This is a genomic window from Pleomorphochaeta sp., assembly GCF_050031695.1.
In the GTDB taxonomy this organism is placed as follows: domain Bacteria; phylum Spirochaetota; class Spirochaetia; order Sphaerochaetales; family Sphaerochaetaceae; genus Pleomorphochaeta.
On sequence record NZ_JBNAIC010000061.1, the window covers coordinates 1 to 21,031 of the forward strand.

At 26.4% G+C, this 21,031-nt stretch carries 23 protein-coding genes; 4 read left to right on the forward strand and 19 right to left on the reverse strand.

Annotated features, from left to right (window positions below; genetic code table 11):
* A partial coding sequence (locus tag ACPKM0_RS10465) for an aspartate/glutamate racemase family protein (protein WP_472475735.1) occupies nucleotides 1–574 on the forward strand: 574 nt, incomplete at its 5' end.
* A gap of 33 nt (nucleotides 575–607) precedes the next feature.
* On the opposite strand, the gene ACPKM0_RS10470 is transcribed toward ACPKM0_RS10465, so the two are convergent.
* Nucleotides 608–1,030, reverse strand: coding sequence for a NifB/NifX family molybdenum-iron cluster-binding protein (locus ACPKM0_RS10470; protein ID WP_472475737.1), 423 nt, complete (start codon nucleotides 1,028–1,030; stop codon nucleotides 608–610).
* A gap of 200 nt (nucleotides 1,031–1,230) precedes the next feature.
* Here ACPKM0_RS10470 and ACPKM0_RS10475 point away from each other — a divergent pair, with 200 nt between their 5' ends.
* A complete protein-coding gene (locus tag ACPKM0_RS10475) occupies nucleotides 1,231–1,821 on the forward strand; it encodes a hypothetical protein (RefSeq protein ID WP_472475739.1) in 591 nt (196 codons plus the stop codon).
* Here ACPKM0_RS10475 and ACPKM0_RS10480 read toward each other — a convergent pair.
* From ACPKM0_RS10480 to ACPKM0_RS10545, 14 genes are all read right to left on the reverse strand, one after another.
* Nucleotides 1,818–2,543 (reverse strand): GNAT family N-acetyltransferase, encoded by a 726-nt coding sequence (locus ACPKM0_RS10480; RefSeq protein WP_472475741.1) that lies wholly within the window; start codon nucleotides 2,541–2,543, stop codon nucleotides 1,818–1,820. The genes ACPKM0_RS10475 and ACPKM0_RS10480 overlap by 4 nt on opposite strands.
* A 75-nt stretch (nucleotides 2,544–2,618) precedes the next feature.
* On the reverse strand, nucleotides 2,619–5,375 hold the full coding sequence (locus tag ACPKM0_RS10485; RefSeq protein WP_472475743.1) for a right-handed parallel beta-helix repeat-containing protein: 2,757 nt from the start codon (nucleotides 5,373–5,375) through the stop codon (nucleotides 2,619–2,621).
* Between the two features lie 88 nt (nucleotides 5,376–5,463).
* Complete coding sequence (locus ACPKM0_RS10490) at nucleotides 5,464–6,414, reverse strand: hypothetical protein (protein WP_472475745.1); 951 nt, start codon at nucleotides 6,412–6,414, stop codon at nucleotides 5,464–5,466.
* 2 nt (nucleotides 6,415–6,416) lie between these two features.
* Nucleotides 6,417–6,755 carry a PadR family transcriptional regulator gene (locus ACPKM0_RS10495; RefSeq protein ID WP_472475747.1) on the reverse strand — a complete coding sequence of 113 codons (339 nt, stop codon included), beginning with the start codon at nucleotides 6,753–6,755 and terminating at the stop codon, nucleotides 6,417–6,419.
* Between the two features lie 119 nt (nucleotides 6,756–6,874).
* A complete protein-coding gene (locus ACPKM0_RS10500) occupies nucleotides 6,875–7,444 on the reverse strand; it encodes a nitroreductase family protein (RefSeq protein WP_472475749.1) in 570 nt (189 codons plus the stop codon).
* Between the two features lie 14 nt (nucleotides 7,445–7,458).
* A complete protein-coding gene (locus ACPKM0_RS10505) occupies nucleotides 7,459–8,298 on the reverse strand; it encodes a pirin family protein (RefSeq protein ID WP_472475751.1) in 840 nt (279 codons plus the stop codon).
* Complete coding sequence (locus tag ACPKM0_RS10510) at nucleotides 8,282–8,713, reverse strand: MarR family winged helix-turn-helix transcriptional regulator (RefSeq protein ID WP_472475753.1); 432 nt, start codon at nucleotides 8,711–8,713, stop codon at nucleotides 8,282–8,284. Before ACPKM0_RS10510 ends, ACPKM0_RS10505 begins: the two co-directional genes overlap by 17 nt.
* A 121-nt stretch (nucleotides 8,714–8,834) precedes the next feature.
* Nucleotides 8,835–9,371: a flavodoxin domain-containing protein gene (locus ACPKM0_RS10515; protein WP_472475755.1), complete on the reverse strand. Its 537-nt coding sequence runs from the start codon at nucleotides 9,369–9,371 to the stop codon at nucleotides 8,835–8,837.
* Nucleotides 9,372–9,400: 29 nt separating this feature from the next.
* Nucleotides 9,401–9,925, reverse strand: coding sequence for a flavodoxin domain-containing protein (locus ACPKM0_RS10520; RefSeq protein ID WP_472475757.1), 525 nt, complete (start codon nucleotides 9,923–9,925; stop codon nucleotides 9,401–9,403).
* A 92-nt stretch (nucleotides 9,926–10,017) separates the two neighbouring features.
* Nucleotides 10,018–10,785: an ABC transporter ATP-binding protein gene (locus tag ACPKM0_RS10525; protein WP_472475759.1), complete on the reverse strand. Its 768-nt coding sequence runs from the start codon at nucleotides 10,783–10,785 to the stop codon at nucleotides 10,018–10,020.
* Nucleotides 10,766–12,427, reverse strand: a complete 1,662-nt coding sequence (locus ACPKM0_RS10530) for an ABC transporter permease (RefSeq protein WP_472475761.1) — start codon at nucleotides 12,425–12,427, stop codon at nucleotides 10,766–10,768. The genes ACPKM0_RS10525 and ACPKM0_RS10530 overlap by 20 nt, the downstream gene beginning before the upstream one ends.
* Complete coding sequence (locus ACPKM0_RS10535) at nucleotides 12,402–13,433, reverse strand: ABC transporter substrate-binding protein (RefSeq protein WP_472475763.1); 1,032 nt, start codon at nucleotides 13,431–13,433, stop codon at nucleotides 12,402–12,404. Before ACPKM0_RS10535 ends, ACPKM0_RS10530 begins: the two co-directional genes overlap by 26 nt.
* Before the next feature lie 230 nt (nucleotides 13,434–13,663).
* On the reverse strand, nucleotides 13,664–15,028 hold the full coding sequence (locus ACPKM0_RS10540; protein WP_472475764.1) for an MATE family efflux transporter: 1,365 nt from the start codon (nucleotides 15,026–15,028) through the stop codon (nucleotides 13,664–13,666).
* 100 nt (nucleotides 15,029–15,128) lie between these two features.
* Nucleotides 15,129–15,611 (reverse strand): MarR family winged helix-turn-helix transcriptional regulator, encoded by a 483-nt coding sequence (locus ACPKM0_RS10545; protein WP_472475766.1) that lies wholly within the window; start codon nucleotides 15,609–15,611, stop codon nucleotides 15,129–15,131.
* Between the two features lie 141 nt (nucleotides 15,612–15,752).
* Between ACPKM0_RS10545 and ACPKM0_RS10550 the strand changes: the two genes are divergently transcribed.
* The gene (locus tag ACPKM0_RS10550) at nucleotides 15,753–16,355 is read left to right on the forward strand and encodes a flavodoxin family protein (RefSeq protein ID WP_472475768.1); all 603 of its coding nucleotides are present in this window, start codon (nucleotides 15,753–15,755) and stop codon (nucleotides 16,353–16,355) included.
* 23 nt (nucleotides 16,356–16,378) lie between these two features.
* On the opposite strand, the gene ACPKM0_RS10555 is transcribed toward ACPKM0_RS10550, so the two are convergent.
* Together ACPKM0_RS10555 and ACPKM0_RS10560 are read right to left on the reverse strand one after the other, a co-directional pair.
* Nucleotides 16,379–16,918 carry a GNAT family N-acetyltransferase gene (locus tag ACPKM0_RS10555; RefSeq protein ID WP_472475770.1) on the reverse strand — a complete coding sequence of 180 codons (540 nt, stop codon included), beginning with the start codon at nucleotides 16,916–16,918 and terminating at the stop codon, nucleotides 16,379–16,381.
* An 8-nt stretch (nucleotides 16,919–16,926) separates the two neighbouring features.
* Nucleotides 16,927–17,388, reverse strand: a complete 462-nt coding sequence (locus tag ACPKM0_RS10560) for a methylated-DNA--[protein]-cysteine S-methyltransferase (protein WP_472475771.1) — start codon at nucleotides 17,386–17,388, stop codon at nucleotides 16,927–16,929.
* Between the two features lie 137 nt (nucleotides 17,389–17,525).
* Between ACPKM0_RS10560 and ACPKM0_RS10565 the strand changes: the two genes are divergently transcribed.
* Nucleotides 17,526–18,131: a GNAT family N-acetyltransferase gene (locus tag ACPKM0_RS10565; RefSeq protein WP_472475772.1), complete on the forward strand. Its 606-nt coding sequence runs from the start codon at nucleotides 17,526–17,528 to the stop codon at nucleotides 18,129–18,131.
* Between the two features lie 10 nt (nucleotides 18,132–18,141).
* Here the strand turns inward: ACPKM0_RS10565 and ACPKM0_RS10570 are convergent, their stop codons facing one another.
* Both ACPKM0_RS10570 and ACPKM0_RS10575 read right to left on the reverse strand, forming a co-directional pair.
* Nucleotides 18,142–19,275, reverse strand: coding sequence for a class I SAM-dependent RNA methyltransferase (locus ACPKM0_RS10570; RefSeq protein WP_472475773.1), 1,134 nt, complete (start codon nucleotides 19,273–19,275; stop codon nucleotides 18,142–18,144).
* Complete coding sequence (locus ACPKM0_RS10575) at nucleotides 19,259–20,983, reverse strand: M3 family oligoendopeptidase (protein WP_472475775.1); 1,725 nt, start codon at nucleotides 20,981–20,983, stop codon at nucleotides 19,259–19,261. The genes ACPKM0_RS10570 and ACPKM0_RS10575 overlap by 17 nt, the downstream gene beginning before the upstream one ends.
* Nucleotides 20,984–21,031 lie beyond the last annotated feature (48 nt).

Sequence of the window (21,031 nt, forward strand, 5' to 3'; positions counted from 1 at the left end):
GTATTCTTATGATTTTCAGCTTATTGAAGAATTACAACATAATGGGAAATGGGATGAACTAACTATTTCAATGGTAAATGAGGCAAATAACTTAAAAAAAGCTGGTGCTGATTTTATAGTAATTTGTACAAATACAATGCACATAATGGCAAATGAAATTGAAAAACAAACAAATCTTAAAGTACTTCACATAGCAAAAGCAACAGCAACTGCTATTAATAATAAAAATTTAAAAAAAGTACTATTACTAGGAACTAAATTTACTATGGAAGGAAGTTTTTATAAAGATATTTTAAGTGAAAATAAAATTGATACTCTTATACCTAATTTAGAAGATAGAGAGATTATTCATAATATTATTTATAATGAACTGGTAAAAGGTATAATAAAGAAAGAAAGTAAAAATAAATACTTAAATATAATCAACAAAATGAAAGACCTTGATATAGAAGGGGTTATTCTAGGTTGTACTGAAATTCCATTACTAATCAATCAAAATGATTTAGATATAGAGGTTTTTGATACAACTAGCATACACTCAAAAGCTGCTGTAGATTTTGCATTAAATAATTAAAATATCTTGTTCTTTTTTAAAGAACAAGTGTTTTTACTTTTTCACATAGCTAATTGAGAAATCATCTCTAAGAACTATATAACCTCTTTCTTCTTTTTCATTTATTACTTTTTGAATAAAGTCAAAATTTTCTTGAATAACCTTTTTCACCTCTTCAATTTTATCAGCAGATACTTTTATGCAAACAAATTTCTTCTTAATACGTAAAATATTAGGCCCAAACTGTTTTGATACAACAACTTGTATTTCTTCCTTTTTTAAAATATTAGCAATACTACCTGCTTTCCTTGGATCTGCATGAACTCTTTCTTCTTCACTATTATTCTCAATTTGTTTAATAAAGGTAACAGTTTCTTTACTAATATCATACATATCAAAACGATTAGAATCACCAAAATGTCTTTGAGTAAAATCAATCCCGTCATCTGTTCCAAATGCACATTTAACACTTTCCATAAAATATTCCATCCTTTTTTGCTTTTTTAAAATTTTCCAAATAAAATATATATCTAAACTTTAATTGTTACAATATGCTAACATATAATATTCTATATTTAATACACAATAAAAATAATTAACTATAATATTATATTGCAATTCATTATAACTTATTTATATACTCTAAATATTATTTATTAAAAAAGGATTTTTATATCATGAAAAAAACATTAGCACTACTATTAATATCAGTTCAATCAATTTTTCTTTTTGCTTCTACTTACAAAGCTCCAAACATCTTTATTGATTATAACACTCTCAATTATTCTTATGATTTTACTAATTCAAATAATTCATCTTCAACAATTGATTTAGGTATAAAAGTCCCTTTTTATCAACAAACAAAAGATAAAAAAACTTCATATAGTTATATAGGAATTAATCATCAATCTTATAATAATAACAATACTAATATTGACTACGATTTAGGAATTGAAATTGGCACAAACATAATTAATATAGACAGTCCATATTCAAAAAACTATTTTACAGGTTTAATTTATGGAATTTCAGTTCCATTAATTAATTTTAATATAGACTATAATAATAACTTGTCTTATTCCTACATTTGGGATGAACCAACAATTTCACTAAAATTAGGAAGAATAATAAAAGCCAAAATGAATAACTTAAGAGGAAAAGAAAACGATATTGCTTATGCATTTATTATAAATAATGATTTTTCTTATGCAAATAGTTCATTTATATATTCTACTGACTTAACATTAAGTTTAGGAATATATCTTTAGTTCTTTTTTATAAAAACATTATATTCTTTATCAATTTTATATCCAAGTGTGGTAGCTAAATGAACGGATCTTAAATCCTGAGCATCCCAGCTTGGATAAATATTTCTACTTATACATTCAAGAATTAATTTTGAACCACAAGCTTTTGCTAATCCTTTATTTCTATATTCTTTTTTAGTATCTATTTCTATTTCAATACAATTATCTGCATAAGCATAGGATGAAGCCCCGGATATAATTTGATTTTTATAAAGAATTACAAAACCTAAACCTTTTTTGCTAAACTCATTATAAGAATTAAACAAAGAGCAGAAATCTTTTGACCATTTCTTATTTAAAACTTCTTTATAAATGTTTTCATCTATTTTCGTAATAATAAAATCTTTATCTAAAGATTCTACATAATATTTTAGTTGGTCTTTTTTAAATGAATTCAATTCAGCTTTCATTTTGTATCTTTTACTTTTTATTACTTTATTTATTAAAGACTTCTCAGCTAAATTTTCCCATGCTTCATTTTGAAAAGTAATAATATCAGCTTTAGCTTCTTTTATAAAATGTTCATTTGGGGTTCCAGAAAAAAAGCAAAAATCGCCAACTACTATTTGTACACTTTTAGGATTCTTTTTATCCTCAAAAATTGAATAGCCCATATAACCTTGTAAAAAAGATTGTATTAGAACATCATCAAACTCAATTATTATATTTTTATAACTTATCATGTACTTAATGTATCATGAAAATAGATTATAACAATAAAAAATGTGTGCCTCTAATAAAAGAGGCACACCATACGGTTAATCAATATTAACAATAGAAGATTTTGACCCTATTTTTAATGTATTTGCTAGGGAATTGTTTTTAAATGTAGTTGTGATTGTTATAAAGATTTTCCCAGAGTTATTTGCTACTACTGTTGCATCATCAGCCGTATTATTAATAAAAGTTGAATCTACTATTTTAGCATATCCACTCTCATATACATATATTGCACCGCCATTTGTTTTAGCAGTATTATTAATGAAATCGCAATTTTCAATATAAACTGAAGAGAATATATCGCTTAAATTTGCCCAAGTTTCATCAATTAAATCAAAGTCAGTTTCATTCGGTATTGCTTGTGAAGCTCTATCAATTATATATATAGCTCCTGCAGCTGATTCTGACTCATTATCTATAAATTCACAATTATAAAAAGATTGCATTGACCCATAGTCGCAAAAAGCTGTACCACCTTTATAAATTGAAAAATTGTTTTGGAAACTACAACTAGTATATATAGCATTAGTACCAGCTCTATCTAAAACTGCAGCTCCGTATTTTGCACTATTATTTATAAAACTACAATTAGTGAATGTTGGGTTTCCCCCATGGTAAGTATATACAGCCCCACCTTCATTAGCATAATTGTTTATAAATATGACATTATATAGTTCAGTATCAAAACCTAAAGTTGGTTCTATATCAGGCCTTACGCGATTACCTGCTAAATAATTAATTAAAGCTCCACCCTTATTATCATAAACTTCGCCATCTACTCCATCAGCATATCCATCACTAATTGTAAATCCATCAATTAATGCATTATCACTACCGACTAAAACATGATAAGAATTATCTAATAAACTATTTTTATCTCCAATTTCACCACTCAATCTTGTAATATTTTTTTCATAATTTCTTTGACTTAAACTTTTTTCAGTACCATTAAACCCACCATAGATATTAACTCCTTCATGCAAAATGAATGAATCACTCCTATTTTGACCTGGATAATAAGTACCTTTAGAAACCCAAATATCTACAGTCTCACCTGTTACTTCATATATTGCATTTGCTGTGTTAATAGCTGTTTGAAGTGAATTAAAAGAAGTATCCCAACTACTTCCATCACCTTCATCCCCATTTGAAATATCAACAAATAATGTTCTTAAATTTATATCTATTTGGGAATCTAATGATGGATTATTCACATTTATTTGAACAGGTTCTTTATTTAATTCAATAGAATTTAAATAATTCTTAATAGTATTATAATCTTCAGTACTTCTTGTTAAACATAAATCTGAATCAAAGCCTATCATACTATTATCATGTGAAGCATTATTTAAATTAGATTCAACACTATATGAGAAATTATAATCTGATGGATCAATAAACATAGGATCAATATCTAAAATGCCAATTCCATCATATCCACCTTCAACAATACTGTATTCAACTCTTGGATTACATTCATTCCAATTATATATACTTACTTCATCTAATTCACAATAATTTGACCAAATAATTGAATCAATTATTACAGGATCATTGAAAGGTCCTGAACCTTGATATAATGCGGCGGCTGCTTCACTTGCTGTATTATTATAGAAAGTACAATTTGAAACAATTGGATTTGAAGCACCATCATTAGCAATCGCACCACCCGATTGAGCAAAATTATTAACAAATAAACAATTTTCTAATAAAGGAGAGCCACCATAATCATTATAAATTGCCCCACCTTTACCATTAGAACAAGAATTCCCATCAAAAATACAATCAATAAAATAAGCAGAGCTCTTCATATCAATTGATACTCCACCACCACGACCTTCCGCAGTATTATTACTAATAATAGTATTTATAAATGTTGGTATGTTATCTAAATCAGATGTGCCAATAATGTATACACCAGCACCTTTACTACCATTATTATCAATAATTGTACAATTAACAATTGTAGGAGCGACTTCCCAAATAATAATTCCATTACCATTTGAAGATAAGGTCGCATCTCCACTCATAACTGATTCAAAAGTCATATGGCCTACTGCCATATTATTATCTTGTATAGAAGATTCAGTAGAAAAATTATTTAAATCATTACTATTATCTATAGATATATCCATATCATTTTTTAAAGTATCTAAAGCTTTTTGATCATCAATAGGACCCATTGGTCTATCTAACTTCTCACCATTTGGAGGAGGTCCTAGCATTTCTTTAGAACCATCTATGTTTTCTCTATTTTTTGGAGGGCCCATTCTATTATTATCTATATTATCTAAAGAAGCATTAGCAATCATTAATCTTGATTCATTATCAAAATATCCACCAGTAATTGTAAATCCGTCTATAATATTATTAGCAGCAATAACTACTTTAGTACTGTTATCTGTACTATTTCCTCGAATACCAATATCTCCTGATAAAATAGTTTCATGAATAACCCAATCTCTTTGATCTAAACTCTCTTCTATTCCAGTGAAACCACCATATATATCAACATCATCTTTCATGGTAAAGCTAATTGAAGTATCACTAGTTTCACATGGATAATAGGTGCCTTCTGCAACCCAAATATCATTTTCAGGGTTCGCAAATTTTAATGCATCAACTAATGAGTTATAAGCATTTTCCCAAGAAGAACCATCATTTTTACCACTTGCATTTATATCTACATAAATAATATTTGATAAAGAATTAGTAGGGGTATTAGTATTACAACTTACTAATAAAAAAATGCTAATTAAAATATACAAAAATACTGTATTATTTTTCTTATTCATTTTCATCCCCTAACTATAATCAATCTTAACCTAAATACATCATAAAAGAGGAACCTTAAAATAAGCTTAAAGAATAATCTTCTCTTTCTTATTTATATCTTTCGACTATAGAGTTTTTAACAAAACTAAACAAATTAGAAATAACTTCAATTATTGAAACAATTAAAACAAATACAAATAAACCTCTAAAACCAATCAATGATTGATAATTTACGTATAAGTCATTTAATTGAATTATATATATTAGTAATCCTATATTTAATAAATTAACTATTAACTCAACAGTATCAATAATTTTATTATTTTCAATTACTAGTTTTATAACCATGGATATTATTTCTATTACCCATACAATAATTATATAAATTAAAATAGTTTCAAATATTTCGATATTAATATAATGACCTAATTGGATAGGACTTTTATCTAAAACCCTTTGTGCAAATTCAATAAATCTTGGCGCATAATTTATTAATGATAAGAAAATAATTGAAAGAATCAATTCAAAAGCAATAGAAACTTTAGATTCCCTTTTTTTATCTATCTCTATACTTTCTAGTTCTTTAGCATCCCAAGGTATATCAAAATTAATATCTGTTTCATTAAAATACCTACTTAAGAAAATAAAAAATATAGTTAATCCTCCTATAGCACATAAGCTTGATGTAAATATATTAGAGAAAAGTTTAAGTACATTTTTTATAATCACAGGATTATCCATATTTGATACAACATTTATTATAAAAACAACTATAAAGGCTATTGATAATGCAAAAGTCAATATTTTAATTAACGTTATAAAGGCCTGAGAATAATGAGGAGCTATTAATGAATCATTTTTTCTATATTTTTGTGCAACTTCACTTGGAGATCCAAATTCGTTTATATATTCTAATTGTTCTTCTTTACTTGGATTTTTTCCATATTTAGTTTCTATTTCATCTAAAATTAAAGACTTTAATTCTTTTTCGATTTCTTTTTTTGAATTTAAAGGAAGCTTTCTTCCTATTGAATAAATATATTTATCTACTAATTCCATAATCACAACTCCTCTATCATACTTTCTATACTCACATTTATTTTCTTCCATTCAACTAATAATTTATGTAAAACTTCATTACCTAATTCACTAGTTTGATAATATTTTCTTGCTCTATTTTCACTTGTATCCCAAAAACTTGTTAATAATTCTTGTTTATCTAATCTTCTAAGTAAGGGATATAATGTATTTTTATCAACATCTACTTTTTTAGTTTGTAACTTTTGTACTAGAGAATAACCATATATAGGATTTAAACAGTTAATCAAAACACTAATTACTAAAGTCCCCCTTCTCAACTCTGCTGTTAAGTTTTCAATTATCTTTTTTTTATCATCCATAAGTAACCTCATATCTAGTATAGTGTATAACACACACTATTGTCAATTTAAAAATATATGAAATAAAAACCAACATAGTATAATGTTGGTTTTTATGATTTCTAAATATATTAAAAGATTTATAAAATAGTTACTCTTTCATCAATATTTTCTTTTTCCTTAGGTTCGACTTCAGCTTCTATTCCACCAAATGGCATTTGAGCATTTAATTCATAACTTTCTGGTATATTGAATAACTCTTTTACCTTTGAATCAATTATTGGATTATAATGTTGAAGGGAAGCTCCTATGTTTAATTCTCTAAGTCCACTCCAAATAGAGAGTTCAAGCATACCAACTGATTGATTTGTCCATATTTCAAATTTATTTTTATAGAGTGGAAATTGATCTTGTAGAGATTTAACAACAGATTTATCAATGAAATAAAGTATAGTACCATATCCGTTTTTAAATGAATCTATTTTTTCTCTTGCTACTTGTCCATTAAATACTTCATATATGCTATCCCATAATAAATCATGTTTTTCTTTGGTAAGGACAACTACCCTTGAACTTTTCATATTAAATGAATCAGGAACAAGTTCTGTTGCTTCTTTTACCAAATCAAAGACTTGAGATTCAAATACTGGAATATTTTTATTTATTTTATAATACGATCTTCTTTTTTTTAATGTTTCAATAATTTTCATAATTGTATCCTTTTTTAATTATCTAAATTCGCTTTAATAAAAGTATTATTTTCAATATCTTTAAAAGCTTGATTTAGTTCTTCTTCTTTGTTCATAACGATAGAGCCTTTCCACGCTATTTTTTCATTTTGTTTTTCACTAATTAATAAAAGAAATTTTGATTTATTAGTATCCGTTTTTATATTCAATTCATCACCTTCAGTAAATAAGACAGCTGATCTTTTTGATATTTTATCCTCTTCAACTGATATGTTTCCAGATAAAATAAAAGCTACAACCATTTTATTTTCATCTACTTTTAGATTAAACATTTTGTCTTTATTTAGAGTTATTTGATATAAATCAATTGGGTGGTAAATATTAATATTGGTTGAATAATTTTTATAATTTCCCAATAGTAGCTTTAGTTCACCACCTTCAAAAAAGATTTTTTTAATCTCTTGCTTTTTAATTTTTTTATAAAAAGGGTTAACCATCTTATATTTTTTAGGCAAATTTATCCAAAATTGAACACCTTTAAGGTATTTTGATTTTTTAAACTTTTCTTGATGATAAATACCTGAACCACTAACCATAATTTGGATATCCCCATTACTTAATTCATCTTTATTCTTTAAACTATCATTATGAATCATTACACCTTTATCAATATATGTAATTGTAATAATTCCACGATGAGGATGAAATGGAAAACCATTTTTATATTCTTCATAATTTTCACTATCAAAAGAATCAAGCAATAGAATTGGATCAAAATCATTATATGTATTTTTTGATAACACCCTAGTTAAATGAACATTATCACCATCTACTGTATTATACCCTTTTACAATTTTATCAACTTTTCTTCTCATAATCATATCCACTCATTTTTTTCAAACATAGCAGAATATTCTCTTGTTCTTTTTCATCTAAGTTGTCGATATTATCTACTATATTTTTTTCTATAATAGGATAAACACTTTCAATTAAGCTTTTTCCTTTCTTACTAATTTGCAATAAAAATTTACGCTTATCATATTTACACGTTCTTCTATATAATAATTCATTTTTTTCCAAATTCCTAATAATTAGTGCAATTGTACCACTTGAGCTCAAAATCTTATCTTGAACATCACCTACTGATAATTCACCTTTGTGATATAAAGCTTCTAATACTGCAAACTGAGAACTAGTAAGATTATAATCTCTTAAAACCCTATTATTATTTATATTAATCTTTTTTAAAGCCCTATTCATTGCAATAAAAACTTTTAATTGTAAATCCATCTAGTTCTCCTTATTTATCTCTATGTAGAGATAAATATACTCTAACTAGAGATAAATATCAATAAAAAATATTCGTTATTCTTAAAATATCTATATTTTTTATATAAATTTTTCAAATATTTTACTTTTTAATAAAATCTACTATGGCATTTAATGTATTAAAATCAACAAAATCAACTGTTGAATCAAAAGTTTCAAGAAACTCAATATTTTCTTTTGTCCTTTGATCTTTAGGGATTTTATTTACTTTTAGAAATAAGGCTTTCATCATTATTTTATGTTTTATACTTAATCTTTTATAATCAATACTTCCTCTTAGATAGTACCTTTTTACAATATCATCATATTTTTTTTCAATTAGCTTATCCAACTCTTTATTTATATTATCAACATTTTCTTCACTTAGTGGATCTGATAAACCAACAGAGGCTATAACAACTTTTTGTCTATCAAAATTAATAAGGCGTTTATTAATTACGTCTTTTAAGCCTAATATACCTACTGCATAAAGACCACCAACATATATAATAGTAGAATAATCATCAGTATTATTTAATTTATTATACTCAATTAAATCAAAACTAAGTCTATTAGAAAGTTCTTTAGCATATCTTTTAGAACTACCATAATAACTAGCAAAAATGATTAAACCTTTCATATCTCACCTCAAATTTTCTCTCTGATTAACTAATGAAGTATTTTTTTTATTTCATTTAGAGAGTTATAATTTATTAAATTTAATTTCTTTTCTTTATTTTCCATTAGTTGAACAATTTCAGATTCTTTTTTACCTGATTTTTTTAAATTACTATAAAGCATTTTCACCATGAGCTTATGGATAAAAATTAGTTTATTATAATCAATATCACCCTGTAAATTAAAAATTTCATATTTATCCAATAAATAATTAGGTAATTTATCACTAATTGCTTTATTTATCCCTTTATAAGCTTCTATATCATTAGGACTAGTAAGTCCCACTGATACAATTATTAATTTAGAAATTTTTGATAAATCAAAGGAATTAATAAACTTTGAAAAGGATCTTAAATTACCAGCATATAATGGAGCAACATATATTATAAAATCATATGATTTTACATCATCTACCTCATTAACTGACTTATGATTTATTTTAGTCATTTTCGATAACTCTAAAGCATATTTTTTAGCAGAACCATATTTGCTAGAATAAATGATAATTTTATTCATAATAACTCCCATAAAGTACTTAATTAATACTATTATGGCATTTGATAAATAGCAAGATATTTTAAAACCCATTATTATTATGAAGTAGAAAATTAAATAATATGCTTACATTTATTCATTTTATACAGCCTTTTTCTCTTTATAAAACATCTTACAAAATCAGTTTGAGGATTATAAACTAAATCATTAAACTCTCCAACTTGTTCGATTTTACCATTATTCATAACAATAACTTCATCAGACATTAATTTAGCTTCTTCCTGATCATGTGTTACTAATATTGTTGTAATACCAAGTTTTTTCTGAATAGACTTAATTTCATATTGCATTTTTTCTCTTAAAAGCGCATCAAGATTAGATAACGGTTCATCTAATAATAATAACTCAGGTTCCATAATTAAAGCTCTACCTAAAGCTACACGTTGCTGTTCCCCTCCACTTAATTGATAAGGATAATTATGAATTTTATCTTCTAAATTTAATAAATTCATTATATTAGAACATTTATTTTTTTTTGTAATTTTATCCATTTTTTTCGCTTTTAAGGGGAAGGCTAAATGCTTTTCAACAGTCATATGAGGCCATAGAGCATAGTTTTGAAAAACAAAACCAATGTTTCTTTTATTTGGCACTATATTTATTTCGTTTACATCATTATAAAGAATTTTAGAATCTAATTTAATAACACCCATTGTTGGATTTTCAATACCAGCTATGCACGATAATAATGTTGATTTCCCACTCCCACTAGGTCCTAAAATTGTATAAAACTTCTTTCTCTCAATTTTTAAATTGCACTCATTTATTACGCAATTTTTATCATAATATTTTGATAAATTATTAATTTCTAAATTTCCCATGTTTACCTTCCTTGTTTTTACGATTAACGTAGTTTCCTAAAATAATTATTAAAACAACAACTACAGAAAGAGCCGAGGTCATTTCTAACCCAAAGGATTGTGATTGCATTCCAAATAATAAAACACCTACAGTTTCTTGATTAGTCGAATATAGCATTAATGAAATAGGGATTTCTCTTAATGAAATCATTAAAGCTACTATTATTCCAGATTTTACTCCTGGAAGTAAAAAAGGAAAAACAACTTTAAAAAAGGATAAAAAGCTATTATATCCTGACAATCTTGCAGCTTGTAACAATTTAATATCTTGAGAACTCAATAATCCTTTTATTTGATTCATAATTATTGGAGTAAATAAAACCATATAAGTAAATATTAACCCCCAAATTGTGCCATATAGTTTCAATGGATAGCTATTAAAACAATATATTGTAGCTACTGCTAAAACTGTATTAGGAATAGCCATTGGCCATGAAGCAACAGCCTCAAAAATTCTAAATTTTTTACCTAAATAATGAGATATAATTAGGCAGGATAGTGAAATTATTGTAGCGAAAACTGCAGCAATCAATCCAAATAAAAAACTATTTCTAAAGGCTAAAAGAGACTTAGAGTGTAAGCTAAATATTTCTTTATAATTATCTAATGTAAAATGATTAATCGTTAATGATAATCCCCATCTTTTTAATAAAGAAGAAATTATCATTGTAATTGCAGGAATAACACTGACTAAAATAAAAAACAATAGCACTATAATAACACTAATAAGTTTATATTTATTTAATCTTACAGTACTAATATCTCTAGATGAAATAGTACTTTTTAAACTAATCTTTTGATTTTTATTAATTAGAAAAGCTTGTAAAAAATATAGAAAAGTTGAAAAAACTACTAATACTAAAGAATAAAATGCTGCTTTAGAAGAATCTAACATAGTTAATGATGAATAAATTTTAGTAGTTGCAACTTCCACCCTTGCAGGTAAGCAAAGCAATGCTGGTACTGAAAAGTTAGCCAAAGATCTAGAAAAAATAAATAAACCTGTTGTAATAATACTTGGCTTAATCAAAGGAAAAGTGATTCTTCTAAATACTAATGCATTTTTAGCACCTGATACTTGAGCTGCATATTCTAACCTAGGTTCTATACTTTTTAATGCATTTTTTACTGAAAAATACATTAAAGGAAATAAATGTAAAGTTAATACAAAAATAGCAGCATTAAGAGAATAAGGAGTTGCTGTATAATTATCAAAGTGTAAAACAACTTTAATAAACCTTTCAAAATAACCATTTCTCCCAAATATTTGTAACCATGATAAGGCTATAATATATGGAGGAATTGCAAAAGCAACTATACAAAAATCATCAATTACTTTTTTTAATGGAAAATCTGTTTTTACTACTAACCAAGCTAAAATACACCCAATTAAACTAGTCCATAAAAATACCCAAATAGATATTTTTATGGAATTGAATAAAGGACCTAGATAATTATAAAGAGTAAATTTTGATCCAACAACACCCTTATAAAATAAATAGATAGTTGGAAAAATATAAAATAATATTAAAATACCTGATAAAAGCATTATTGCTCCTATCACAAAGATATTTTTATTAATAGAGTTTTTCAAAGTCTTCATTTATTTCATATTGTTTTTTTGCTAAGTCTTCCCAATTAATATTTAATGTTACTATATCTTGTGACAAGCCAGCAGGTAGATCAAAATCTTTTAATACACTTATAAATCCATAATTTAATATGATATTCTGTGCTTTTTCTGATATTAGAAAATCTACAAATTCTTGAGATAATACTTCATTTTCTTCATACCTATTGATATTTTTACTTATTGCAACAGGTCTCTGTATAGCTATTGCACCTTCTTTTGGCCAACTAATTGCTAAAGGTGTTTCATAACCTTTTTTTATAGCTAACTTCTGTAATCTCCATACAGCATCATGTGGGGCAATACCTAATAAGAATTCACCCTCTTGTATTTTAGATGGAACATCACTATTTTTTTTTGCTAAAAATAAGCCATTCTCAATTAATTTACTATAATATGAACCACTTCCATCCTCTAAATCCCATAAACTAGCAATTATAGCTAACGCTGTTGAAGATTGTGCAGGATCAGAATGAACAATTTGATTATAATAATCTTTATCTAATAAATCATTATATGAAGAGATATCTGAGTTTACTTTATCTTTGTTATAAATAATAACACCAAATCTTTCACTAACTAATACATAGGGTTTATCACTTTTATATTTATCATCTATATTTTCATACCCTTTAGGTTTATAATCTTCTAATAAACCTTTATCAGCTAAAGCTTCATATAATAAAGGATCAGAACCCCAAAATACATCTGCATTAATACATCCTGTCTCAGATTCTGCCCAAACTCTTTGTCTCAAAGGTCCACATCCTAATTGTACAATATCTAATACATCTCCTCTTTCTTCTTCAAAAGTTTTCTCAAGTTCTTTTAACATATTCTCAGGACCTGAAATATAAGCAGTAATTTTGCCTTCTTCCCCACCATATTTTTGTGTAGTATTTTCTTCATTAACACCTTTTGCCCCTAAAGATGCAACAAAGAAAAAACTACAAAAAATAATTAAACATTTTTTCATCATACAAACCTCACTAAGTCATACATTACTAATATAATATGTTAACAATAACTAACTTGTCAACAATTAAAATAAAAAAATAACCCTTTACTTGCCATTTTATTTATTATTTTATTATAAATTAGCTATATATGTTTGTTGCTACTAACAATATATAGTTAAAAATAGCTATCCTAATAGATAGCTAAACATTTAATCTTATATTTTGGTTTCAACTTTTATATTATAATTACTTATATTTTTTTACTCAACTTAGGTACAAAATCAAGATAAAAATCTAGTGAGAATTTCAAGGTTAATAAGCTTGTTAAAATATCAGCTATTGGTTGAGCAAAGATTAAACCATTTATATCATAAAAAGTAGGTAAAATTATAATTAGAGGAATTAAAAAATAACCTTGCCTTGCTAATGATAACAAGCCTCCTTGCTTACCTTTCCCTAAAGCTAAAAATAGAGACAAATAAACTTGTTCAAATCCAAAAAATAACATTGAGAAACAATTAACTCTTAAAACTTTTATGCCTATATTAATCATTTTTAAATCATTAGTTTTACTAAAAATTGTAATAATAGATTGGCTAAATATATAAACTATAAGGGTATATAGGAAACAAAAACAACTTGTCCAAATAAGAACTGTTTTAATTGATTGATTTACACGTCTATAATTTTTAGCACCATAATTATACCCAACAAAAGGTTGAAACCCTTTCATAAAGCCAAAAACTACATAAGTTCCTAATGTCATTAATCTCATTACAACACCAAATGCAGCTATTGCAGAATCTCCATAATTACTTGCACTTGAGTTCATCATAGCCATAGAAAAACTTGTTAAAAATTGATATATGAGAATTGGTATCCCAACTTTCAATATTTCTTTCAAAGTAGATTTATCAAATTCAACAAATGAGTAATGAAATTTTAAACAACCTTTATTTCTTAATATATAATTAACATAGATAAGACTTGTTATTGCTTGTGATACAACTGTAGCTATAGCTGCTCCTTGTATACCCATATTAAATACAAAAATAAAAATAGGATCTAATATAATATTTAGACCTCCTCCGACTATCATTGAGGTCATAGTTAATTTTGTTCTACCTTCTGCTGCAACTAGATTATTCATGGTTATATTAAAAATATTAAGTATTGACCCACTTATAAAAATAATTGCATAACTTTTTGCATACGGTAATATTGTATTTGTTGCTCCGAGAATTTTTAGTAAAGGAGTTAAAAAACATAGCGATATAATTATTAATAATAGTCCCACAAATATGCTATAAAATAATGCAGAACTTGCAACCTTATTCGCTTTTACTCTATCTTCATCTCCTAATAATCTTGAGAGATATGAAGCAGCTCCTGTTCCAAACATCATACCAAGACCTATAATAATCTGAACAATAGGGAACACTATTGAAATAGCACCAACTTGTTGAACACCTAAATTTCCTGCAAAGTATGCATCAACAACACTGTATAATGCACTAATTATCATACCTATCATTGTAGGAATTCCTAATCTTAAAAGGGTCTTATTAATTGAACCATCTCTCATCATCTTAATTTTTCTGTCATTTGAAATCATATATTCCTTCCTTTATTATTTGTATAGCTACTATACACTTTTAATAAAAAAAAACAGTTTAGCACCTATACTCTTTATATAAATAAAATTACCACTAATATTAAAAAGATTCATTTTCCTCAAATCTTTCAATTCCTGTTTCTAACTTATCCAAAAACTTTTTAACAATTTGTTTTTGCTCATCATCAAACTCACTTAAGGCTTTATAAAAAGTTACATTAAAATCCCTATGGATTTTTTCATGAGCTTTATAAGCAATTTCGCCTTTAGGGGTTACATACAATAATAATCTAGAGAGATTCTTTGGATCACTTTTCTTCAAAATCATCTCTTTTTTTTGTAGCTTCAACAATACTTGGGAGATAGCACCTTTTGTCACCCCTAACATATCAGCTAAAGCTGTAACATGAATACCTTTGTTTTCATAAATAGCTTTTATCATATGAATTTCAGCAGTATGTAATTTTTGATCTGTTTCATAATTCCTAGTTTTTTTATCAATTTCTGAAATCTTTGTAACCAGTCTCAAAAATGTATAACTTAGTTTTGTATTTTTCTTGAAATTCATATTGTCAATTTTCATATCAATAATAGTGTATACATACTATACTCTTTTGTCAAGCATTATTTTACACACATTGTTTTTTTTGCAATTTGCCCAATTTTTTACTTTATGCTATCATTCATTATATGCTTATTGATTATAAAAAAAATAAAGGATTTTATGGATATAGAAATTAAAAAACAAGTATTAGGTATTAATGGTAGCCCTAGAAAAAAGGGAAATTCTGACATAATTCTTTCATACTTTATGGAAGAATTAGAAAAAAATAAAATAAACAATAAAACTATTAATCTAAGAGATTATAATTTTTCTGGATGTGTAGGTTGTGAAAGATGTAGAAAAGATAAAATATGCACAGGATTAAAAGATGATATGACTAATTTCTATCCTGATATTATTTCAAGCGAAGCTTTAGTATTAGTATGTCCAACGCATAATTATAATATAACAGCTTGGATGAAAGCATTTATTGATCGACTATATTGCTTTTACAATTTTGAAAATCCAAGACCAGGTAAATGGTCAAGTTCACTTGCAAATCAAAATCGTAAAGCTGTTGTAATTGCTATTTGCGAACAAGAAGATGAAGCTGATATGGGATATACAGCTGAAGCTATGAAAAAACCTCTTGAAGCTTTAGGCTATGAAGTTGTTGATGTTATTAAAGTATTAAATTGTTTTGAAAGAGGAAAAATAAACCAATTTGAAGATACTATAATTCAAGTAAAAAACTCTGCAAAATCCATTGCTAAATTGCTCTAGTAAGATGTCCCAAACTTGGGACATTAGTTTTTTAACCAAATATCTTTTTCTAAAACTGAAACATGTTCAGTCCTTATATCATCCATCAAAGACCAATAAACATTATTATTTGTATGGTGGTACTTAAATCCACATTTTTCTTGTGCTCGCTTAGATTTTAAATTACCTTCAAAATATCCACACCATATTTTATTTAAGTTAAGTTCTTCAAAACTAAATCTTATAATCTCATCAATAGCTTCAGGAACTAAACCCTCTCCCCAATACGGTACACCTATCCAATATCCAATTTCTGCTTCATTTTCACCAATATCAAGATTACTATCTTCTTTAAGCATTAATCCAATACTACCAACTGCTCTATTTTCACTTTTTAATTCTAGGGCAAAAGTGTATTTTTTGTTTAACACGTTTCTAATTATATCTAAACTATTTTCAACACTAGTATGTGGTGGCCATCCTGCAATTGGGCCTATTCTTGGATCTTTTGCCTCAATATATAAATCTTTAGCATCTAAATCTCTCCAATTCCTTAATATTAATCTTTTTGTCTCTAAAACCATAATAATTACTATTTATTCCTTTTTTCTAAATCTAATAAATATTCTTTCATATCAAGCCCACCTGCATAACCCACAAGCTTTCCATTAGATCCAATTACTCTATGGCAAGGGACTATAATAGTAATTGGATTTTTATTATTCGCCATACCTACGGCTCTAACAGCTTTTTCATTACCTATAGCAATAGCTATTTCTTTATAACTTCTAGTTTCACCATAAGGGATATCACATAAAGCCTTATAAACTTTTTTTTGAAATTCCGTCCCCTCTATCTTATATTTTACATCAAAGAGTTTCCTTTTCCCCTCAAGATATTCATTTAACTGTTTATACACATAATTACTAAAATCTGATTTATGGCCCATATCAACAATATCGCCTTTTACTAATTTGAGATAAGTTAAACAATCATCTTCATATCCTATTTTTAGTTTACCAAACATAAAATCATATATTGCAAAATTAACCATAAATACTCCTTTTTTAATCAATTATTAATATTATCATATTTTATTTTTATAAAACATATAGATTATAACTTTTTTTTTCTTCTTGATTGTCAAATTTAAAAATTATTGCTTTAATTAAAGAAGAATAGGAGTCATAAATGAATAATATAAAATTCAGATTAATGGAAATTAAAGATGCACAAGAAATACTAAATATTTATAAACCATATATAGAAGACACATCAATCACTTTTGAATGCACGGTCCCAACATTAGTCAATTTTGAAAAAAGACTTATAAATATTTCTAAAAAATATTCCTATTTAGTTTGCGAAGTTGATAACAAAATTATCGGTTATGCTTATGGTAGTAGATTAAGAGAAAGAGAAGCCTATCAATGGGATGCAGAATTATCAATTTATCTAAATCAAGAATATGTAAATTTAGGAATAGGAAAATTATTATATTGTGCCTTAATTGATATGCTAAAACTTCAAAATATACATAATGTTTATGGAGTAATAACACAACCAAATGAGAAAAGTGAAAATCTTCACAGTAAATTAGGTTTTTCTAAGATTGGAGTTTTCCATAACACCGGAAACAAATTCAATGCTTGGAGAGATGTAGTTTGGTACGAAAAAAATATCTTAGATTTTGAAAAAAATCCAACTCCAATAATACCAATTACTGAAGTTGAAAAAAAATCAATTTATAAAATATTATCTAAGTATAATTTATTATTATCTCAGAAGTTAGCTTAGTTAATATTAATTATATTTCCTCTTTTAATACAACAACACTTTCAACATGATGAGTATGAGGATAAAAATCGAAGATTTTTATTTCTTCAACCTTATATCCAAGACTTAAAAATGCTTTTACATCTCTAGAAAGAGTTACAGGATTACAAGATACATAAATTATTTTTTTAGCACCAAATTTTTTAATTAATTTTGGAACACTTTCAAATAATCCAGTTCTAGGAGGATCAACAACAACTGTATCAACTTTTTCTTTATTTTTCCTTCCCCATTTTTCAACTTCTCCTGTATATGATACTGCATTTGAAGCATTAAGCTTACTTAATGATAAACACTCTCTCTGTTTTTCTACAGCAATAGTGTTTTTAGGTAAAAAAGCAGAAAAGGTTCCAACCCCACTATATAAATCCATAACAGAATCACTATCAATTTTAGATACAACATAATTAGCTAATTTAGATAATAACTTAGGATTTGATTGAAAAAAGACATTAGCATTTACAATAAATTTGTGATTATTTATATTAATTTGCACTTTTTCATTTGAATAACTTAACTCATCATCTCCAGCAAATACAGGGACTTGAATATAATTACCCCTTGTATTGTTACTAAACATATTAGCTCTTGCAGCTTTTAATATATCACCATCATTAAGTGCTTCATTTATTTTATTTACCAATAAAGGACAATTATCTATTTCACACAATTCATTACTATGTTTTTTTAAAAACCCAACTTTCTTATCTGCCATAGAAACATGAAATCTAACTCTATTTCTATAATTTCTATCATCTGATATTTCAGTTGATAAAATTTTTACATTATTTAAATCTAGTTGACCAATTTTTTTTAAATGCTCTAATACAAGATTTTCCTTTAATTTTACTTGTTCTTCATATTTTAAATGTTGAAGATTGCATCCTCCACATTCACCATAATAAGGACAAAAAGGATTTACTCTATCTTTTGAAGCATGAATTATATTAATAACTTTAGCTTTTGCATAAGACTTTGTCTCACGATATACTTCAATTTCAACTACTTCATTAACTAAAGCACCATCAACAAAAACTGTCCTACCACTTTGTAAAGAAGCAATTCCTTCTCCACCTTGGGCCATTTTACTAATTGTTACTTGCATTAACAAATTCCTCAACATATTTAGCAACTATATCTATACTTGATTGCCAAAATTCTTCACTTTCTATATCACAATCTAACAAAGCAGCTACATTTTTTGCACTATCTTTTCCGGTATTCTCTAACATATTTCTATACTTATTAGTAAAGCTATCACCTAACTTTTCTTTCTGAGCAAATACACCCAAAGCAAACAATTGTCCAAAAGCATATGGATAATTATAGAAAGAGAAAGCACTACTATAATAATGGCCTTTAACAGCCCACATATAGGGATGATATTCACTTAAAGTTCCATATGTATTTTTTTGTGAATCGATCATAATTTCACAGAAATCTTCACTACTTAATTCACTTTCCTTTCTTCTCTTAAAAACTTCTCTTTCAAAATAGAATCTACATAAGATATCAACACAAACTTGAGTTGTATCTTGTAAGAAAGTTTCTATTAATGATAACTTTTCAGTTTCACTAGCCTTTTCTAAAGCTCCTTGTAATACAATAGTTTCACTAAAAATAGAAGCAGTTTCTGCTAGTGTCATTGGATATGTTCTAAGCAAATGCGATTTAGGAAGAACAACACTATCATGATATGCATGACCTAATTCATGTGCTAATGTTGATAAACCATTATAAGTATAATCATAATTACATAAAACTCTAGAAACACCTGCATCAGGAAAACCTACATCATAGGCTCCTCCAACTTTATTTTTTCTAGGTTCTGCATCAATCCAATTATTGTCAAAAGCATTTTGTGCAAAATCTCCCATTTCCTTAGAGAAATTATAAAACTTATCTAAAATAAAAGCTTTTGCATCCTCAAATTCATATCTTTTAACATTATCGCTTATAGGAGCAAATATATCATAAAAAGCTAAATGTTCTTGACCTAAGATTTCAGCTTTTTTATTTAAATATTTTCTAAATAATGGTAAATTTTTTTCTAAAGTTGTAATTAGTGCATTTATTATTTTTTCATTTATTCTTGATTGAGATAGACTTCTACCTAAAGAATCATAAAGGTGTAATTCATCTAAAGAAATTGTTGCACCTTTAACACCATTTAAACTAGCTGCATAAGCTATTTCATTATTCTTTAATAGTTGAACTTCTTTTTCAAAAGCTTCTTTTCTAACGTTTTGATCTTTATCAAATGCAAGACTTCTCAATTCAGTTACTGTTTTCTCTTCACCTAAATAATCTATAGTTGTCCTACTAATTAAAGCTTCTTGCAATCTCTCAAAAGCTTCTGTACCACTTCTATTTAAATCAGCAGCTACAGCTTCTACTTCACTACTCTTCATATGATTATGTTTTTCTAACAATTCATTTAATACATATCCATATTCACTTAACTCATTTTCTTGAGCTTTTAAGACTTTATCTTTATTATTTGCTAAATAATTAATTACAGTAACTTCTAAATTATTAACGCTTAAACTCAATTTTGATACTCTATTTAAAGCTAACATGTAGTCACTATTATTTGTTTCAACTGATAATAATACAGAGGTATAAGCATCTAAAGTTTCAAAAGTATCTAAAACTTTCTCCCAAGTTTTAATTACTTCTTCAATTGAAGCATTATCTTTAATTAAAGCTTTAATCCTAGTGCAATCTTCATTGCAATCTCTTAATGCTAGATTAAAATCATCACTATCACAACCAGTATATATCTCATTTAAATCCCAATGTGGTAATCCCATTTCAAATCTCCTTATATTATTATTATTATATATTAAGCTCTCTAAATC

Bases quoted from the DNA above. Each gene is read 5' to 3' on its own strand.
- ACPKM0_RS10510 (WP_472475753.1), bottom strand. From the start codon at position 8,713: ATGGATTTACAATTAAAAGTTTTTATTGCAATGAATAGGGCTTTAAAA.
- ACPKM0_RS10495 (WP_472475747.1), bottom strand. From the start codon at position 6,755: ATGGATGATAAAAAAAAGATAATTGAAAACTTAACAGCAGAGTTGAGA.
- ACPKM0_RS10515 (WP_472475755.1), bottom strand. From the start codon at position 9,371: ATGAAAGGTTTAATCATTTTTGCTAGTTATTATGGTAGTTCTAAAAGA.
- ACPKM0_RS10520 (WP_472475757.1), bottom strand. From the start codon at position 9,925: ATGAATAAAATTATCATTTATTCTAGCAAATATGGTTCTGCTAAAAAA.
- ACPKM0_RS10490 (WP_472475745.1), bottom strand. From the start codon at position 6,414: ATGGAATTAGTAGATAAATATATTTATTCAATAGGAAGAAAGCTTCCT.
- ACPKM0_RS10525 (WP_472475759.1), bottom strand. From the start codon at position 10,785: ATGGGAAATTTAGAAATTAATAATTTATCAAAATATTATGATAAAAAT.
- ACPKM0_RS10545 (WP_472475766.1), bottom strand. From the start codon at position 15,611: ATGAAAATTGACAATATGAATTTCAAGAAAAATACAAAACTAAGTTAT.
- ACPKM0_RS10535 (WP_472475763.1), bottom strand. From the start codon at position 13,433: ATGATGAAAAAATGTTTAATTATTTTTTGTAGTTTTTTCTTTGTTGCA.
- ACPKM0_RS10470 (WP_472475737.1), bottom strand. From the start codon at position 1,030: ATGGAAAGTGTTAAATGTGCATTTGGAACAGATGACGGGATTGATTTT.
- ACPKM0_RS10505 (WP_472475751.1), bottom strand. From the start codon at position 8,298: ATGAGAAGAAAAGTTGATAAAATTGTAAAAGGGTATAATACAGTAGAT.
- ACPKM0_RS10555 (WP_472475770.1), bottom strand. From the start codon at position 16,918: ATGGTTTTAGAGACAAAAAGATTAATATTAAGGAATTGGAGAGATTTA.
- ACPKM0_RS10530 (WP_472475761.1), bottom strand. From the start codon at position 12,427: ATGAAGACTTTGAAAAACTCTATTAATAAAAATATCTTTGTGATAGGA.
- ACPKM0_RS10565 (WP_472475772.1), top strand. From the start codon at position 17,526: ATGAATAATATAAAATTCAGATTAATGGAAATTAAAGATGCACAAGAA.
- ACPKM0_RS10550 (WP_472475768.1), top strand. From the start codon at position 15,753: ATGGATATAGAAATTAAAAAACAAGTATTAGGTATTAATGGTAGCCCT.
- ACPKM0_RS10560 (WP_472475771.1), bottom strand. From the start codon at position 17,388: ATGGTTAATTTTGCAATATATGATTTTATGTTTGGTAAACTAAAAATA.
- ACPKM0_RS10480 (WP_472475741.1), bottom strand. From the start codon at position 2,543: ATGATAAGTTATAAAAATATAATAATTGAGTTTGATGATGTTCTAATA.
- ACPKM0_RS10540 (WP_472475764.1), bottom strand. From the start codon at position 15,028: ATGATTTCAAATGACAGAAAAATTAAGATGATGAGAGATGGTTCAATT.
- ACPKM0_RS10500 (WP_472475749.1), bottom strand. From the start codon at position 7,444: ATGAAAATTATTGAAACATTAAAAAAAAGAAGATCGTATTATAAAATA.
- ACPKM0_RS10475 (WP_472475739.1), top strand. From the start codon at position 1,231: ATGAAAAAAACATTAGCACTACTATTAATATCAGTTCAATCAATTTTT.
- ACPKM0_RS10575 (WP_472475775.1), bottom strand. From the start codon at position 20,983: ATGGGATTACCACATTGGGATTTAAATGAGATATATACTGGTTGTGAT.
- ACPKM0_RS10570 (WP_472475773.1), bottom strand. From the start codon at position 19,275: ATGCAAGTAACAATTAGTAAAATGGCCCAAGGTGGAGAAGGAATTGCT.
- ACPKM0_RS10485 (WP_472475743.1), bottom strand. From the start codon at position 5,375: ATGAATAAGAAAAATAATACAGTATTTTTGTATATTTTAATTAGCATT.